This is a genomic window from Viridibacillus sp. NPDC096237, from assembly GCF_050278625.1.
Lineage (GTDB): Bacteria > Bacillota > Bacilli > Bacillales_A > Planococcaceae > Viridibacillus.
In genome coordinates, this window is sequence record NZ_JBNNTI010000002.1 from 36,554 (window position 1) to 53,476 (window position 16,923).

Consider the following 16,923-nt stretch of genomic DNA (forward strand, 5'->3'; position numbering starts at 1 on the left):
TGGCGCTACTCGCTGGCTTTGGCGCTACTCGCTCGGGCTTTGGCGCTACTCGGATCGGCTTTGGCGCTACTCGGCCCGGCTTTGGCGCTACTCGGTTCGGTTTTAGCGCTACTCGCTGGCTTTGGCGCTACTCGGATTGGCTTTGGCGCTACTCGCTGGCTTTGGCGCTACTCGCTCGGGCTTTGGCGCTACTCGGCCCGGCTTTGGCGCTACTCGCTGGCTTTGACGCTACTCGGATTGGCTTTAGCGCTGCTCGCTCGGGCTTTGGCGCTACTCGGTTCGGTTTTAGCGCTACTTAACTAGTTAGCTTTATTTAGAAACTATTGCTTATTAGATTAATTTTCTTTGAACAATGGCTTTCTATAATCATAATGATATGTTCGAGATCTGGTATGCCCGGTGGGAGTTAGGTTCATTTGTTTTAGTAGGTTTGTTATTCGGTTTTTGTTGTCGATTTGTAGGTATTGACTACATTCTTTGTGGGTTATGCTTGATTTGAAGAGCCAGAACCAGTCTAGCATTGCTAGTTTGATTGCGTTATCGATATTTTTGCCGCAGGTTTGGCATTTCCATGTTCGTTGGGAGTAACGGCGACCTTGTCCACCACAGCTACAGATGATGCCAGTTTTTAGTTGGTCTAAAGGAATGCTATGTTTTTTTATTAGTGGAAATGCGTTGTATGGTTTGTTGCTACTCTTGATTTTATTAATAATGTGTTGAAATTGACTTGTTGAAATCACAGTAGGGCGTTTATTTAATTCTTGGAGGTAAAGTGGTACTTCTTTTGGGCCTAGTAATTTAATTTGTGTTGGTGGGATCTCGATGTGTGTGCGTTTGTTTGGTAATACGATTGCTTTAAATATTGGTAATTGAATGCCTACTTGGTGTTGCAACCAGTATTCAAAGCTGTCGACTGTTCGTAAAATTTGTTGTTGAGGACATACGTATGTGGTGCTTTTGCCATCGATTGTTTGGATTAGTTGGTAGGGGTTTTCTAAGAATTTTAATGTTCCTCTTAGATGTTTTACTTCAAGGATGCAAATATAGCTTGATGTGATTATCAAAGAGTCTATTTGAATTAGTCTGTTTGGAGATGCTTGAATTTCAACATTTGGGAGAGTTTGAAATGGGAGAGTAAAATGTGTTTCTTGGATCAATTGGTCGACTCTACATTCTCCATTGTATCCTGCTAGGATGTTGTCCCATTCTTTTTGCAAGTCTACGGTTTTCAGGAATGTTGGGAAGAGTCTCATCAGTAACCTAGGATATGCTGACAGTATTATTGGTTTTTGTCGTGGTTCAAAAATTATTATTGCTCCTTTCTTCTATGATTTTACTTACTATTATATCTTTTTGTGTAATATATTACAATTACAAGAGTATAAAAAAAGCCAGCTGCTAATGCGGCTGGCAGGATGATTAATGATTTAGGACGACTGATAGGAAGTCTTGTGCACGTTTTGAGTCTGGGTTGGTGAAGAATTTTTCTGGTGGTGCGACCTCGACGATTTTACCATCGGCCATGAAAACGATTTGGTCACAGATTTCTTTAGCGAAGCCCATTTCATGAGTTACGACTACCATTGTCATACCACCTTTCGCAAGTTTTCGGATGGCGTCGAGTACTTCTTTGACCATTTCTGGGTCAAGGGCCGATGTCGGCTCGTCAAAGAGCATGATTTGTGGATCCATTGCAAGTGCACGTGCGATCGCTACACGTTGTTGTTGGCCACCTGATAGGCGCCCAGGGTAGGCATCGAATTTGTCTCCTAGCCCTAGAGATATTAGCAGTTCTTTGCCACGTTTTTCGGCCTCAGCTTTAGAGAGACCTTTTACTTTAATTGGCGAGATTGTGACATTTTCGAGTGCTGATAAGAACGGATATAAATTGAAGCTTTGGAATACGAAGCCGATGTTCGTACGAGCTTTGTTAATGTCCGTTTTTTTGTCGTGGATAGAAGTTCCGTCCACGATTATCTCACCAGTGTCGATTGCTTCTAGGGCATTTATTGTACGGATTAAAGTTGATTTACCTGCTCCACTTGGCCCAATTAGTGCGACAACATTTGATTTTGGTACTTCTAGGTCGATGTCAGTTAGTACATGATGATTGCCGAAACTTTTATTAACATTTTTGATAGAAATCATAATTCGTATTTCCCTTCTTATTGTTCATTTTTCAGCATACGTTTTTCGATTTGACGAATGATTAAAGATAAGCTGAAAGTCATGATGAAGTAAACAAGCGCAACGAATGTCCAAATTTCTATATAACGGAATGATGTTGCGGCTAAATTTTTTGCTTTTAACGTTAAATCTACACCTGCAATAACAGAAATTAACGAAGAGTCTTTAATTAGAATGATAAATTGTGATGCCATTGGCGGTAAGATTCTTCTGAATGCTTGAGGCAATATGATGTAGCGCATTGCTTGAAAATTTGACATCCCCGCTGAACGTGCCGCTTCCATTTGACCTTTAGGAACAGCTTGGATACCAGAACGAACGATTTCAGCAAGGAATGCACCTGAGAAAGTTGCTAGACCCACGATTGAACCCCAATACGATCCTAATGAGAAAAATTGCCCTAATCCGAAGTAAATCCACATTAATAAAACTAGTAATGGTACCCCACGCATGATTTCTACATATGCACTTGATATAAAACGAATAATCGGGTTTCGTGAAATACGTCCGATTCCGAAGATTACCCCTAAAGGAATACTTAATAATAGTGAGATTGCTGATATTTCTAATGTTAGTAAGGCACCTTGTATGAAGACGTCCATATTATTTGGAATGACGCTCCAGTCTAGTTGAATGTCCATGAAAATGTCCTCCTTGATCATTTACTGTGATCGTTTTTTTCGATGAAAGACTACAACGACGTCAGCAAACACAACAGAGCAATATACTCCCCTTATGTTTAGCTACGCCGTTTGTAATGTTTCAAAGTACAGTTTTTTCTATTATTCTTTAACTGTTTTTAACCATTCGCTATTTTCGAACCATTTTGCACGAGATTCTAATTCAGCTGGGCTGTCGATGTATGAGTGTAAGAATGAGTTTAACCATTGTACTGATTCGAAATCATTTTTTTGTACTGCAAGACCCAAGTTATCTGAAGAGATGACGCCTTCAAGTTTCTTCACTTTCCCTACATGTTGGAGGTTGTAAACTTGGATAGCTGGTTCGTCATAGATTACTGCATCAACTTGTCCAGATTGAAGTGCAAGTGCTGCTGCTGGGAAGTCTTCATAATCTTTAATTTCTGCATTTTTAAACATGCTTTTTGAAATTAATGAACCAGTTGTTGCAATTTGAGCTGCAATTTTGGTTCCTTTTTTATCTAGGTCATCAAATGACTTTATATCGTTGTTTTTTGATTGAAGCATGATGCCTTGTCCTGTTTTGTAGTAAGGATTTGCAAAGCTGACTGCTAATGCACGTTCCCCTGTAATAGACATACCAGCGAAAATCATATCGATTTCACCAGTTTGAAGAGCTGGAACAAGACCGTCGAATCCGTATTGTTTTACTTCTAACTTAACACCTAAGTTATCTGCAATTGCTTGAGCAACGTCGATGTCATAACCGATGAATTTTCCTTTTGAATCGACCATCTCAAATGGGAAGTAACCAGGGTTTGTACCAATAACTAGTTTTTTTGCTTTGATAATTTTTTGAATAGTTGAGTTGTTATCGCTTTTTCCTGCAGATGACCCTGTGTCGCCACCATTGCCACATCCTGCAACTACTAACATCGTAATCATTAATAATGCCGCTAACCATTTCTTCATAATATATACCTCACTTTATTTAATTTTTAGAGTAAGCTGATAAATTGAAGTATAATTTATTTTTATTCATGTGTCTACATAAAAATTAGTATATTGTAAGTTTTTTAGACATTTTAATAGATTTATCGGATTTTTATTCATTTTTATGCAGAATGCATGTATATTACTTTATGCAATGGTTGTTAGTAGGGAGCTTGTTAATTTGGGGATTTTTTCAGGGCTTGGGGGGTTTAGCGCTTCTTGGGCTTCCTTTGGCGCTACTCACTCTCTCTTTAGCGCTACTCGCTCTCTCTTTAGCGCTACTCGCTCTCTCTTTGGCGCTACTCGCTCCCTTTAGCGCTACTCGCTCTCTCTTTGGCGCTACTCATTCTCCCTTTGGCGCTACTCACTCTCCCTTTGGCGCTACTCGGCCCCTTTAGCGCTACTCGCTCTCCCTTTAGCGCTACTCGCTCTCTCTTTGGCGCTACTTCCTCTCTCTTTGGCGCTACTCGGGCTTCCTTTAGCGCTACTCGCTCTCCCTTTGGCGCTACTCGGGCTTCCTTTAGCGCTACTCGCTCTCCCTTTGGCGCTACTCGGGCTCCCTTTGGCGCTACTCGCTCCCTTTGGCGCTACTCGCTCTCCCTTTGGCGCTACTCATTCTCCCTTTAGCGCTACTCATTCTCCCTTTGGCGCTACTCACTCTCCCTTTGGCGCTACTCGGCCCCTTTAGCGCTACTCGCTCCCTTTAGCGCTACTCGCTCTCCCTTTAGCGCTACTCGCTCTCTCTTTGGCGCTACTCGCTCTCTCTTTAGCGCTACTCGGGCTTCCTTTGGCGCTACTCGCTCTCTCTTTGGCGCTACTCGTTCCCTTTAGCGCTACTCGCTCCCTTTAGTGCTAGCGTTTTGTATTTGGTGGGCGTAGTAGTTCTAGGATGGATTGTGCTCGTTGGTTGTGTAAGCTTAAGGCGTATTGGGCTGCTTGTTGAAGTATGTTGGCTTTGACGAAGTTCATCATTTCTTTGGCCATGTCTGTATCACGGATGCGGGATTCAGCAGCGGTTAGGTTTTCTGCCATATTGACTGAGTTGTTGTAGGCGTGTTCGAGACGATTTTGATAGGCTCCTAGGCGTGAGCGCTCGCTGGATACTTTGTTGATGGCTGAGTCTAGTTTTGAGAGAGCTGAATCGGCATTTTCTCGGTTGTCGATGGATAGACCATCGATACCGAGGCTTGCACCACTCATATCGTTTATGTATATGTCGATTGTTTGACCTGAGTTGGCACCTGCTTGGATTTTCAAAGGATCAGTTGATGCGATACCGTTGAGAAGCTTTTTTGTATTGAATTCTGTGTCGGTTGATGTTCTTGAAATTTCTTTTTTTAGCTCTTGGAATTCTAGGTCCAGTTGACGACGATCTTCGTCAGTAAATGTGCCAGTTGAGGCTTGAATAGAAAGTTCTCGCATACGTTGAAGCATAGCGTGTGTTTCGTTGAGCGCTCCTTCAGCTGTTTGGATCATCCCAATTCCATCTTGAATATTCTTGCCGGCCATGTTGAGGCCGCGAATTTGGGCCCGCATTTTCTCAGAAATGGCTAGACCTGCAGGATCGTCGCCTGCTCGGTTAATACGGTAGCCTGTTGAAAGGCGTTCAAGTGCTTTACTCGCCATATTCCAGTTGTTATTCATGCTTTTTAACATCGAGAGTCCTTGTGAATACCAATCACCTATCCTCATATCCCTCAGTCCTTTTATTGTTTTCTATTTATATCGGATTTTACATTAATTCCTTTATTAGGTAATTCCGATTCTAGTTTATAAGTAGAAAGAAATAAGATGTTTAAAGTTTAAGTGATTTGACTAAGCTTTATATAAATAAATACTATCGGTATTCATCGAAAGGGGATGCAGGAAATTGAAGACTCAAAAAAATGTGAAGCTGGATTTCTATGATGTTGTTATAAATGTATTTGGGATTTTTATTGCACTATTAATTATTTTTGTATATGTGTTAACACATTGAGGGTATGTTAAAAGCACCTATCGTTTGATTGAATGATAGGTGCTTTCTATGTGGTTTGTTTATTCAATTGAAAATCCTCCGTTAGTACGATGCTATAGTTTGTTTGTTAGTATGATAAATAGGGTTTCATCTCGAACTGCGAGTGCTTGATCTATGAGACGAAGCTTGTTTTCTTGTTCAAGTTGAGTGATTAGGTCAACTACTTCCTTATTTGTACTAGTGAATTGCACTTTATTGTCCTTTTCCTTATTCAGCTCGAGGGAGTCATATATTAGTTGCAAATGATCATGAATGTTAGATACGGTCAATAACTGATATAACGGTAAGCGTATGAAACGACTACCTTTTTGGAAAACAAATACTTCTGATAAATTTTCAATTTGTAGATTATTTAGGTTGATAACGATTTCCTTGCCCTCTACTGGGACAAAATGATATAACTCTTCTTCCTTTATTATGGAGAAATATTGATAAGCAAATACTAGCTTTAGCCGATTCCCTTCTTTCTTAGTATAAAAAGGTTCCATTCTTTGTACATGTAACATGTAAGTCACTCCTTTTTATAGAATTTTCAGTTTATTCATATAGTACCATTATATGCTCATTGAGTGCATATAAAAAGCAAAAGAACAAATTTCTTTTGCTTTTATAATTTATCTTTTTTTCTTCCTTCCGTATGTAAAAAAATAAAAAGTATTCGGCTCAGCGATTACATATATAGTTGATAATATAGTTTTTAAGTTTTCCTCGCTTTGCTCATAAGGCATTGTACGTTGATATAGAAAGATGTGCTTTCTGGTTAAGTCCACACTAACTGTATCAAAAAAATGATTATCAATGTAAATGTCGTGGCGTTCTTCATAACTTCCCTCTGAAGAAATGATGACTTTTTTAGATTTATTCTTAGGTGCATAAACTAAATACCATTTAAAGGATTTAACTGAATGTATGGAAGATCTTAAATCAGGAATACGTATTAAATAACGTGCCAACTAATCACCACCCTAATTTTCTTATTTATTCCAATATTTAGTTTATATATATTCTCACATTATTCTCCAAAGAATTCAATAACATAATGAATAAGTACCCTGTTTTATTGTTTTCTTTCCTATTTTAGCTGTTTGTTTGTAATAAAATCAGACTTTCTTCACTATTTATCAATTCACACTATATGCTATTAGCAGCTTATTTTAGGTGAAAATAATATTATTCTTGTTTGATTAAGTATATAAAAAAATAAAGACTGTCCTTATGCATTTACGGATGACCTGAAATAGCCGTATAATGAAAGGAACGATTTTTTTTCAGGAGCGGAATGTATGAATACAAATATTTCAGAAATTGCCAAAAAATACGAAGAGGCTATTCGCAATAATATGGCTGCTATTGAATTAGAGCTGAATTCATCAGTTCCCGAGGATGAAGAGCTTGTCAGAAGAGCAGCTTTTTTAGCACGCCATAATTATGTGAAGATTTCTTCATATAGTGAAGCACTTAATATACTTCATTTTGTTGTACAGGATGCTACTCCTGCTACGGCAACGCTATATATAAACGATGATTTATTTACATGTGATTGTCGTAATAAGAAATGGTGCCGCCATAAATTAGCGGCAATGTTCGTGTTATATCAATATGTTGATTCACTGTCTGGTTGGCTCGAGAATTTTCGTTCTCAGAAGTTAAATCAGCTTTCTTTATTTAAAGATGAGCGCACGCCTGATAGTTGGCTTAAGCTTGTGGAGAATATTTACAAAGTAAATTTATATAATCAGCAATCATTAAACCCTTATTTAATAGAGAGTATTTTCACTGATATGCAGTCTCAGATTGCAAAATATACCCCATTAGAACGTGAATGGCGTAGTTTATATCAACTATTTACGCATATGGCACTTCTATCTCATACTTGGAAGCACCTACATCCAGCTAATGAGTCAGCCCGCTCATATATGATCAATTTTATTGAGCAAGAGAGCCAAGTATTAAAAGAGGCTATTCGTTTAACTGCTAGTAAATCCCGTCTTTTTGCTACGGATCCATTTTATGATACATTGCAGCAAATGACGCATTATTTCCTTGTCAAACAAGAAGGTTATTTTGAAGAGCGTTTGTACATTTACACATTGTTATGGGAGTCTATGTTTAATGAGAAAAAACGACGCGAGCTTGAACTTGAAATGCTTCGTGCAGAAAAGGATTTTTCAAGTGATGTAAATGTAGAAAGCATTCGAGCGATGTTCTTTCTTATGCTGAAAAAGTATGATGATTTACAACAATCATTAACACGAATTAAAGTCGATGAGTTATTAGTATGGCTTGATTTGGCTTACTTTGCTGACCGCAATGAGGATTCAGAAGCGTTACAAATGATTGTGCGTGCGATGCTTCCACTGTTAGATGAATTTATCAATAGTTGGCTATCAACACGATATCGCTCTAATTTTGTCAATACTTTTAATCGTCTTTGTTCGAAAATTGACTTGACTGATGAAGAGGCAGAGTTGCTCTTTACGGCTTCCGGGATGTATGGAATGCAACCATTTTCACATTATTTAATTGAAAAGGAACGATATTTAGAATGGGCTGCTCTTCACCATCGCTTCCCGTCTTCAATAGCTTATTTGGAGTTATGTGGTGTGAAAGATGTGTTGGAATATAAACCTGAAGTTCTACTTCCTCTTTATCATGCACTTGCATTAGAAGAAGTTTCTCAAAAATCGAGACAGCATTATAAACAAGCTGTAAGAGTTTGGAAAAAAATGAAGGCTGCTGCGAAGAAAAGTGCAAAAAATGAATATTGGAATCAATATGTCGAAACACTTCGACAACAATATAAACGATTACGAGCTTTACAAGAAGAGATCGAGAAAGGAAACTTGAAGCTATGACAACTATTTCAAACGTGCCATCTACTTTCATGAAATCCATCACGCTTGGCATTCAAACCGAATCCAATCAGTCGTTCATGTTACAAGCTTTTAAATCAGATGGACAACCAATGTATACACATGAATGGCTTCCTTTTCTCTTTTTCCACTACGAGGCTACTTTTTATGGTTTAACAGCTAATCATTCGGACGAATATGTTACGTTAACACCCCTTGAAATGGTTGAATTATTTTCTAATCAAGAGCAACATCCATTTGTTCAGTACGAAGGTGTCGACATGGCATCAGCGAAATGGCTGACTGCAGCAAATGAAGCCTCTACTTACTGGTATTCTCCTCGCCTATGGGATGCAATTTCACTCGATGAAGAAGAACAAAAGTTGGAGCTAAAGATTTCATTAGATGAAACAGCTACAAACTTACTAGAAAATGCATTAATGCAAAAAATGGTGGAGGCTGGTTTGCTTTTTGCAGATTTACCTCCATTATTACCTTTCTTCCGAAATGGTGGTTGGCCAATTACAACCAAAAATGTTCATGATGAAATTTTCGTGGCATTGCGTTTACGTGAACCAGAGGAATTGTCTGAGGATTGGGTTTTAGAAACTGTTATTCGTGGGAAGAAAAGTTCAAATTATTGGGCTCCACCTATGCGCAAGCGCGCTTTGAAAATCGAAAACGCGCTGCCTGATAAGTGGAAGCAACATGCTGATGGAATAGAAAAGCTACAAGATCAAATGTCTAATTTATTGCATATGCATGATTATATGGATAATGCAGATACAAGTTTATTCTTGTCATTAACATTAACGGATGCAGATGTTAGACAGTTTTTACGTGCAGATTTCATTCGCTTACAAGCACTTGGTTTTGAAATCATTTTACCTGCTTGGTTAAAAGATATAAAAGATTCTCGCGTGAAAGTACGAGCTAGTGCTAGCACTGCTTCAAATTATAAATCAGCTGCTGGTTTACAAGAAATCCTAACGTTTAATTGGAAATTGTCCTTGAACGGTCAAGAACTAACCATGGAGCAATTTCAACAAATGGTCAATGATAATCGTGAATTTATTCGTGCTGGTACAGAATGGGTACGGGTGGATGCGGCTTGGATGCAAGAGATCCGTAAACTAATGGATAAAGCTGAAAATGAGAATTGGACCGTTCGTGATTTGCTATTCCAGGAGTTGCCTGAAGAACTTGTTGTACCAGTGGAAGAGGATGAGGATGATTCTGTGGATGATCCATTCTTCCAATTTGAAATTCAGAAGTCATTGAAGGACTATGTGAAAAAGCTACAAGATAAAAAAGGTTTGCCGTCTGTTCCTGTATCAGACAAGCTACAAGCTTCTTTACGTCCTTATCAACAGGAAGGTTATGAATGGTTGACCTTCATGCGTGACCAGCAGTTTGGAGCTTGTTTAGCCGATGATATGGGACTTGGCAAAACGGTTCAACTTATTTCATATTTATGTCATGTCTATGAAGTTGAAAAGCCACCGACTTTAATCATTTGCCCGACTTCTGTTTTAGGTAACTGGCAAAAAGAAATTGAACGATTTGCACCTTCATTAGAAGTCTACTTACATTACGGCGCAGGTCGTTTGAAGGAAGATGCACTAGTTAATTACTTAAAAGAGCAATCCCCTCAAGTTGTGTTGACAACGTACGGAACTGTTACACAGGATGCCGATAGTCTTGAAAAATTAAATTGGGCTTGTATTGCGCTTGATGAAGCTCAAAACATTAAAAATATGCAAACAAAGCAATCTAGAGCGATTCGCAAATTGCATGGTGAGCATCATATTGCGTTAACAGGGACACCTGTTGAAAACCGTTTATCTGAGTTATGGGCTATTTTCGACTTTATATACAAAGGTTACTTAGGTAGCATTCGTCGCTTCCAAGAAGATTTTATTGCTCCAATTGAGCGTGATGATTCTGAAGCTCATAAGCAAAAATTACGTAAAAAAATTCAACCCTTCCTATTACGTCGAACAAAGCAAGATCCTGCACTTTTGCTGAACTTACCTGATAAACTTGAACAGCTTGAATACTGTCCATTAACACAGGAACAAGCTGTGCTTTACGAAAGCTTTATCCAAGAAACAATGCATAAGCTCGAAACATTAACTGGGTTTGAACGTAAAGGTTTGATTTTGAAAATGCTTAGTAAATTAAAACAGTTATGTAATCACCCCGCTCTGTATTTAAAAGAACCTTTTGATAATGCAGCTGACATGCTACCGCGTTCTGAAAAGTTAGATCGTCTTGTAACACTTGGATCTGAAATTGCCGGTAACAATGAACAATGCTTAATTTTCACTCAGTATATCGGTATGGGCCACTTACTACAACATTGTTTCTCTGAACTTTATGATATAGATGTACCGTTCTTAACAGGTAGTATGCCTAAGCAACAGCGCGATCATTTCGTCGAATCTTTCCAAAAAGGTGAATTCCCGATTTTCATCTTATCTTTAAAAGCTGGTGGAACCGGCCTAAACTTAACGGCAGCCAATCACGTTCTGCATGCGGACCGTTGGTGGAATCCCGCCGTGGAAAACCAAGCGACAGACCGCGCATACCGTATTGGACAAACTCAATTTGTACATGTTCATAAGTTCATCACGACAGGGACTATTGAAGAGAAAATAGATACCCTTTTAACAGAGAAACAAGCATTATCAGAAGATCTCATCCAATCGAGTCAATGGATTACTGAACTAAAAGATGAAGAAATTCTTGATCTACTATCTTTCAATTTTAACTAAATTTTTATCGATAAAATCCGGCTATTATTTTGATAGCCGGATTTTTTTTATCTCTCCCGTTAGATACAATCGTGATTTCTACTTCTTGCTTTCCCTTCTCAGTCAGATGAAATTTCAAAACAAACCTTCATCCGTACATTAGTCGATTTACTTAATCCGATGTTAATACCATAATATATAAAACATTTCTCCATGAGGGTGGTAGATTATTTGTAAGTTTGATAAAGAAATTATGTGCCTATTGGTGCGGTCTTTCAATAGGGATATGGATTAAACAATCGGTAATTTTTCTTTTTCAGTATTTGGAAGATGGAATTCTTTTGTGAATTCTGCTGCTACGGATGCTTGCTGTGATGCCAGACCTGCTTCTGAAGCAACTCCACCTTCCCTGTCTTTCAAAACGAGAAAACGGACTTCTTCTCCAATGACTTCCGTTATATAGGTTCTTTTGCCATCCTCCTTTTGATAAGATCGTGATTGTAAGCGGCCACTAACCCCTATTAGTGATCCTTTGCCACAATACTTCACAACATTATCTGCCAGCCTTCCCCATGCTGTACAGAAGACGAAATCAGCTTCTATTTCTCCGTTTTGATTTTTGTAGTTTCGATTAACAGCAAGAATAAAGTTAGTTTGGACCCTCCCTTCTTGTAACTTTCGTAGTTCAGGATCTTTTGTAATCCTTCCTACTAACGAAACTTGATTCAATGTACCACCTCCTTTTGCTTGAATATAAGTCCATCTTATTCGGGATAGAGTATTTGCGCAAAGTCTAAAATATAGGTTTTCGGCTATTTTTGGCATATGTAATTCGCTTTTTAAGCGTGTCAATTTAAGTTCTTTCCTGTAAACTGTTGTCTTATATAGGTTTTCTATTTTACAAAGACTGTCCAAAAGTGAAATTTGGGACATTTAGGAATATGTTATAATAGACATATTACATTACATAAAGGATGGTGATTGTTTTTAGTGAAGACGTTTAAAATGCTCTCTTTGGAATTGTTACAGGATGGCTTGTTGAAGTCATTTCCTTTAACAGATGGCATCATTATCAATCAGGAAAATAGCCATAAATCATGGATTTTGGAAATGTATATGGATCGCCGGTATAAAGCTGTATTTGAGCCTTATTTAGGAACCGACGAGATTTTAGAAGTGCGCGCAGTTATTTCTTATCCAGACAATGAACCAGCGGCCTTTAGAGTAGTAGTAAATGCTGTAAAGGAAATAGACAATCAAATTTCCGTATTAATGAAGGGAACACTTAAAACAATACGTCGTCAGTATGCGGAGCAACTACTGTCTAAGCTAATTGAGGATGGCTTTGAAGGTGAAGCTCTTTTGAATCAATTTAAAACAGATATGAAAAATAGACCACGAATAACACCATAAAAATGATAAAAACTCGGCATATATACTATGCCGAGTTTTTTGCTAATCTTTATTATCTATTGATTTTGCGATCCTCGACGATTTCTTCATCTGTTGTTACATTCTCGTCTATGACTTTCTCTTCTACGACTCCATGCTTACCTGGTACTGTTTCATTCACGCGTTCTTCATGAACGTCTGGTGTAACGTTTTCTACGCCATGACGAACATTATCCTCAACACGCTCCATCGGCGTTTCGTTTCTTAGAGGCTCGTTTGCTTTGTTAGTATTACAGCCTACGAGTAAAAGTGAACCAAGCAATATTACTGCTACAGGTTTAATCCACATAAAAAAGTTCCCTCCTTTCTGCATTGTCATATCCATCACACACTATACGTGCGATATAACATATCTTGCCCCGAAAGAAGGAAACTATCCTTGAAAAAAGTTATTTGATTTTTATTTTATGCTTTTTGCTTTGGTCCGATTGCAAATAAAATATCTGCTTCGCAAACTAGCTCGCCGTCAACTGTTGCTTTGGCATGCCCTTTTCCCATTACACCACGAAGTTTTATAAATTCAACTTCTAGACGAAGTTGATCTCCAGGGATTACTTGACGCTTAAAACGAGCATTATCAATTCCTGTTAAGAAAGCTAATCTTCCTTTGAACTCTTCAGACTTCAACAAAGCTACTCCACCAACCTGTGCAAGTGCTTCAATAATCAAAACACCTGGCATCACAGGATATCCTGGGAAATGCCCATTGAAAAATTCTTCATTGATTGAAACGTTTTTTAATCCTACCGCCCTTTTACCTTCTTCAAGTTCAAGAATACGGTCTACAAGTAAAAATGGATAACGATGAGGTAAAATCGCTTGAATTTGATTTGCAGTTAACATTTTAATCCTCCTAATATGAAAGTCGCTGTGGAAATTATGATTATTTGTCCACAACACCGTTCATAATATCAAATATATGGCGCCATGTGGAGATTTTAAATGTATCTAATGCATCGCCTTCACCAATAACACTATAACCGATCATAGCACCTGATACAGCAGCTATGACAAGCAAAATGACTACGACAAGGATTCTTATCCCGATTGGGTATAGTCGCAAGTTCGACCACCATTTCATATTAACTTCTTCTTTAACCTCTCTCTCGATTTTTGCTTCTTTACGAGTCATCGGCTTTGAAGTATTTAGTTTAGTCGTGTTTTCTTTCATATTGTTTGTCATAACTTGTTTTTCTCCTCTGTTCAGGTAGGTTGCTTTATCGAATGCCGTTAATAAGACCTAACATTTGATCCGATAAAGTAATCGTTCTAGCATTAAATTGATAAGAACGTTGCGTATTAATGAGTTCAGTCATTTCTTTAGATGTATCAACGTTCGACATTTCTAAAGAGCCGTTTTGTAAACCAATCTCAGTACGGTCTGCACCTTGTAAATTACGAAGAACTTCAGCTTCTGTCACTCCTAATTCGTTTAAGTTAGCAGGAAGCCCAATGTATGTACCAGAAATATGTTCCATTAATTGGGGACGTTGAAGCTCAGTAACAGCAAGTTCTACTGTACGTTGTGAACCGTCATCAAAAGTAATTTTCAGCTCACCATTGTCTTTCATATTAAAATCTTTTACATTTTCAGGAAAAATAATTGGATTCCCATCAGCGCCAGCAACTGGATAGCCATCTGCATTTACTAGCATGGCATTGTTATAATCATCGGTAGATATATATAAATCACCTTGGCGTGTATATACTGTACGGTCACCATTTTCACCATCTGGCATGATGATATTCAAATATTGCTTTGGCTTTGTGAAAGAAAAGTCGAGTGAGCGTTCTGTTGTTTGTATACTGCCCTGTTTCCAAACCGTCTGTGCTTGGGCTAGTTGTGCCCCAACACCCATACGAATTCCTATTGGAGATTGGCGCTCGGTCTTATCAAGCTTATCATTGTTGAATTGTTGATATAATAGTTCGCCAAACTTTGCTTCCTTAGCTTTGAAACCATGCGTATTACTATTTGCTAAGTTGTTACCAATCGTATCTAGTTGTTGTTGCAATTGTGTCATCGTGTTGGAAGCGGAAATCATTGTACGTAGCATATCATAGCCCTCCTATGTATTTCAAAAATACTGATTCTGTTACACTTTTCCAATTTCATTAACGGCTTTATCCATACTACGATCATAGGCCTGTAATACCTTCTGATTTGCTTCAAATGCACGATAAGCTGTCAGCATTTCTGTCATTGTTTTACTAGCATCAACATTTGAGCGTTCAATATAACCTTGTTTTAAATTGAAGCTGACACCATTTACTGTGTATGCAGATGGTAAATTTTCACCGTTATACGTACGATATAGTCCGTTATCTTGCTTTTGAAGTGTATCTGGCTGTGCTGCGTATGATACGCCGATACGTGCTACTTCCTGCTCTCCAGCGACGATGATACGACCGTCTTCTGTAATCTGATAGTCATCATTTTGCAACTGTATGCGCTGACCTCCATCAGATAAAACATAAAGACCTTGTGCATTTGTTAAATAGCCTTGTGGATCCAAAGTGAAATTACCGTTACGTGTATACGTTTCGCCTTCTGTTGGGTGCTCTAAACGGAAGAAAATTGCGCCTTTAGCGCCTGTTTCTGCATCTGTCGGTAATTGGTTATCAACTAAAGCGACATCAGTTGTTAAATCAGTGGCTGTAATTTGACCTTGTGAATAGTCTGGTAATGTTTCTTGCATGTATACGCCTGCATTTAATGCACCAATCTGATTGTTGGCTGTTGTATTAAGACCACTCTCTGTATTCGTACCTGACTTTGTAATACGCGACATAAGCATATCTGGGAAAGAACGAATTGTAGATTGGTCTGCTTTATAACCCGGTGTGTTGGCATTGGTAATATTATTTGACAGTAATTCAGTACGTCGCTGTTGTGCAATCATTCCTGAAGCTACTGTATAAAACCCACGAAACATTGTAATCACCCTTTCATCAATAAAATAAAGTATATGCGATTTCTATACTTTCTTTATTTCGGCTACAAATCAAATATGTTTTGATACTTTGTCCATATTGTCGAGCATAATACCTGTTCCTTCAGCAACACAGTCCATTGGATTCTCTGCAGCGATAACCGGTACTTTTAACTCGTCTGTTAATAATTGGTCCAGTCCATGTAATAATGCTCCACCACCAGTGATTATAATACCGCGATCAATAATATCCGCTGATAACTCAGGAGGCGTTTTTTCTAAAACGTTTTTAGCAGCTTGTACAATTACTGAAATGGATTCACGTAAAGACTTTTCTATTTCAGCAGAGTTAATTGTAATTGTTCTTGGTAACCCTGTCACCATGTCCCGTCCTCGAATGTCCATCTCATCTTCTCGGCCACCAGCATATACTGTACCAATTGTCATTTTGATTGATTCGGCTGTACGTTCACCAATTAGTAATTTATATTCTTTTTTAATATATTGTAAGATATCATTATCAAATACATCTCCAGCAACCTTAATGGATTCAGAAGTTACGATATCCCCCATTGAAAGTACGGCAACATCTGTAGTACCTCCACCAATATCAACAACCATATTCCCACTTGGTTGGAAAATATCCATTCCTGCTCCAATAGCAGCTACTTTTGGTTCTTCTTCTAAGTAAACATTACGACCACCAGATTTTTCTGCTGCTTCACGAATAGCTTTTTGTTCTACACTTGTAATATTTGTTGGACAACAAACTAAAATACGAGGTTTTGAGAGAAATCCTTTAACGTCTAATTTATTTATAAAATGTTTTAACATCGCTTCAGTAATATCAAAATCAGCAATTACGCCGTCTTTTAATGGTCGAATTGCAATAATATTACCTGGTGTACGTCCAACCATCTTACGTGCTTCTTCTCCAACAGCTAGCACCTTATTTGTGTTTTTATCTATCGCAACAACAGATGGTTCATTTAAAACAATCCCTTTACCTTTTACATGGATTAATACATTAGCAGTTCCTAAATCAATCCCAATATCCTTAGAAAACATGGAACTTTCCCCTTCCTTCACATA

Annotated in this window: 17 protein-coding genes; 3 read left to right on the forward strand and 14 right to left on the reverse strand. The window is 38.2% G+C overall.

Annotated features, from left to right (window positions below; genetic code table 11):
* Nucleotides 1-335: 335 nt before the first annotated feature.
* The 7 genes from ACQKMD_RS03020 to ACQKMD_RS03050 all read right to left on the reverse strand — a co-directional run bounded on the left by ACQKMD_RS03020 (nucleotide 336) and on the right by ACQKMD_RS03050 (nucleotide 6,791).
* Nucleotides 336-1,253, reverse strand: coding sequence for a nuclease-related domain-containing protein (locus tag ACQKMD_RS03020; protein ID WP_427749360.1), 918 nt, complete (start codon nucleotides 1,251-1,253; stop codon nucleotides 336-338).
* A gap of 166 nt (nucleotides 1,254-1,419) precedes the next feature.
* Nucleotides 1,420-2,148 carry an amino acid ABC transporter ATP-binding protein gene (locus tag ACQKMD_RS03025; protein WP_427749362.1) on the reverse strand — a complete coding sequence of 243 codons (729 nt, stop codon included), beginning with the start codon at nucleotides 2,146-2,148 and terminating at the stop codon, nucleotides 1,420-1,422.
* Between the two features lie 17 nt (nucleotides 2,149-2,165).
* Nucleotides 2,166-2,828 carry an amino acid ABC transporter permease gene (locus ACQKMD_RS03030; protein ID WP_193738370.1) on the reverse strand — a complete coding sequence of 221 codons (663 nt, stop codon included), beginning with the start codon at nucleotides 2,826-2,828 and terminating at the stop codon, nucleotides 2,166-2,168.
* Between the two features lie 141 nt (nucleotides 2,829-2,969).
* The gene (locus tag ACQKMD_RS03035) at nucleotides 2,970-3,800 is read right to left on the reverse strand and encodes a transporter substrate-binding domain-containing protein (RefSeq protein WP_427749364.1); all 831 of its coding nucleotides are present in this window, start codon (nucleotides 3,798-3,800) and stop codon (nucleotides 2,970-2,972) included.
* Between the two features lie 873 nt (nucleotides 3,801-4,673).
* Nucleotides 4,674-5,513: a flagellin gene (locus tag ACQKMD_RS03040; protein ID WP_427749365.1), complete on the reverse strand. Its 840-nt coding sequence runs from the start codon at nucleotides 5,511-5,513 to the stop codon at nucleotides 4,674-4,676.
* A gap of 378 nt (nucleotides 5,514-5,891) precedes the next feature.
* Nucleotides 5,892-6,344 carry a transcriptional regulator gene (locus ACQKMD_RS03045; RefSeq protein WP_427749367.1) on the reverse strand — a complete coding sequence of 151 codons (453 nt, stop codon included), beginning with the start codon at nucleotides 6,342-6,344 and terminating at the stop codon, nucleotides 5,892-5,894.
* Between the two features lie 108 nt (nucleotides 6,345-6,452).
* Entirely contained in the window at nucleotides 6,453-6,791 is a 339-nt protein-coding gene (locus tag ACQKMD_RS03050) for a hypothetical protein (protein WP_427749369.1), read from the reverse strand.
* A gap of 330 nt (nucleotides 6,792-7,121) precedes the next feature.
* Here ACQKMD_RS03050 and ACQKMD_RS03055 point away from each other — a divergent pair, with 330 nt between their 5' ends.
* Together ACQKMD_RS03055 and ACQKMD_RS03060 are read left to right on the forward strand one after the other, a co-directional pair.
* Nucleotides 7,122-8,693 carry a hypothetical protein gene (locus ACQKMD_RS03055; protein WP_427749371.1) on the forward strand — a complete coding sequence of 524 codons (1,572 nt, stop codon included), beginning with the start codon at nucleotides 7,122-7,124 and terminating at the stop codon, nucleotides 8,691-8,693.
* Nucleotides 8,690-11,467 carry a DEAD/DEAH box helicase gene (locus tag ACQKMD_RS03060; protein WP_427749372.1) on the forward strand — a complete coding sequence of 926 codons (2,778 nt, stop codon included), beginning with the start codon at nucleotides 8,690-8,692 and terminating at the stop codon, nucleotides 11,465-11,467. The genes ACQKMD_RS03055 and ACQKMD_RS03060 overlap by 4 nt, the downstream gene beginning before the upstream one ends.
* Before the next feature lie 270 nt (nucleotides 11,468-11,737).
* On the opposite strand, the gene ACQKMD_RS03065 is transcribed toward ACQKMD_RS03060, so the two are convergent.
* Nucleotides 11,738-12,175 (reverse strand): single-stranded DNA-binding protein, encoded by a 438-nt coding sequence (locus ACQKMD_RS03065; RefSeq protein WP_427749373.1) that lies wholly within the window; start codon nucleotides 12,173-12,175, stop codon nucleotides 11,738-11,740.
* A 261-nt stretch (nucleotides 12,176-12,436) separates the two neighbouring features.
* On the opposite strand from ACQKMD_RS03065, the gene ACQKMD_RS03070 reads away from it, so the two are divergent.
* Nucleotides 12,437-12,859 carry a YwpF family protein gene (locus ACQKMD_RS03070; protein WP_427749375.1) on the forward strand — a complete coding sequence of 141 codons (423 nt, stop codon included), beginning with the start codon at nucleotides 12,437-12,439 and terminating at the stop codon, nucleotides 12,857-12,859.
* A gap of 52 nt (nucleotides 12,860-12,911) precedes the next feature.
* Here the strand turns inward: ACQKMD_RS03070 and ACQKMD_RS03075 are convergent, their stop codons facing one another.
* From ACQKMD_RS03075 to ACQKMD_RS03100, 6 genes are all read right to left on the reverse strand, one after another.
* The gene (locus ACQKMD_RS03075; RefSeq protein ID WP_427749377.1) at nucleotides 12,912-13,187 is read right to left on the reverse strand and encodes a hypothetical protein; all 276 of its coding nucleotides are present in this window, start codon (nucleotides 13,185-13,187) and stop codon (nucleotides 12,912-12,914) included.
* Between the two features lie 116 nt (nucleotides 13,188-13,303).
* Complete coding sequence (fabZ, locus tag ACQKMD_RS03080) at nucleotides 13,304-13,741, reverse strand: 3-hydroxyacyl-ACP dehydratase FabZ (RefSeq protein ID WP_427749379.1); 438 nt, start codon at nucleotides 13,739-13,741, stop codon at nucleotides 13,304-13,306.
* Between the two features lie 40 nt (nucleotides 13,742-13,781).
* Entirely contained in the window at nucleotides 13,782-14,081 is a 300-nt protein-coding gene (locus ACQKMD_RS03085) for a DNA-directed RNA polymerase subunit beta (protein WP_427749380.1), read from the reverse strand.
* 34 nt (nucleotides 14,082-14,115) lie between these two features.
* Nucleotides 14,116-14,955 (reverse strand): flagellar hook-basal body protein, encoded by an 840-nt coding sequence (locus ACQKMD_RS03090; protein ID WP_427749382.1) that lies wholly within the window; start codon nucleotides 14,953-14,955, stop codon nucleotides 14,116-14,118.
* A gap of 39 nt (nucleotides 14,956-14,994) precedes the next feature.
* Nucleotides 14,995-15,834, reverse strand: coding sequence for a flagellar hook-basal body protein (locus tag ACQKMD_RS03095; RefSeq protein ID WP_427749384.1), 840 nt, complete (start codon nucleotides 15,832-15,834; stop codon nucleotides 14,995-14,997).
* Nucleotides 15,835-15,903: 69 nt separating this feature from the next.
* Nucleotides 15,904-16,899 carry a rod shape-determining protein gene (locus ACQKMD_RS03100; RefSeq protein ID WP_427749386.1) on the reverse strand — a complete coding sequence of 332 codons (996 nt, stop codon included), beginning with the start codon at nucleotides 16,897-16,899 and terminating at the stop codon, nucleotides 15,904-15,906.
* Nucleotides 16,900-16,923: the final 24 nt, after the last annotated feature.